1 protein-coding gene is annotated in these 280 nt (G+C 66.8%); it reads right to left on the bottom strand.

From position 1 onward, the window contains the following. The coding region (locus E0702_RS17070; protein ID WP_306766936.1) for a CDP-alcohol phosphatidyltransferase family protein at positions 1 to 280 on the bottom strand (280 nt) is incomplete at both ends.

Raw genomic sequence — 280 nt, 5'->3', positions numbered from 1 at the left:
CCCCCACGGAGAAGGAGGCGAACATCGGCAGCATGACCAGCGCCGCGCCCGCGGGGGCCGGTACGCCGGTGAAAAACTCCGACAGCTTGCTGGCCCCCTCGTCGGATTTGGAGGTGGCGTTGAACCGTGCCAGGCGCACCACGCAGCAGACGGTGAAGACCAGCACCGAGATCCAGGCCGCACCGCGCATGTCCTGCAGCGCCCAGAAATACAGGATCAGCGGGGGCGCGACCCCGAAGTTCAGAAAATCCGCCAGGCTGTCGAGTTCGGCGCCCATCTC

It is taken from the genome of Halomonas marinisediminis, assembly GCF_004347715.1.
Lineage (GTDB): Bacteria > Pseudomonadota > Gammaproteobacteria > Pseudomonadales > Halomonadaceae > Halomonas > Halomonas icarae.
Note: the sequence above shows the minus strand (reverse complement) of the source record. Positions and strands in the feature narration are given on the sequence as shown.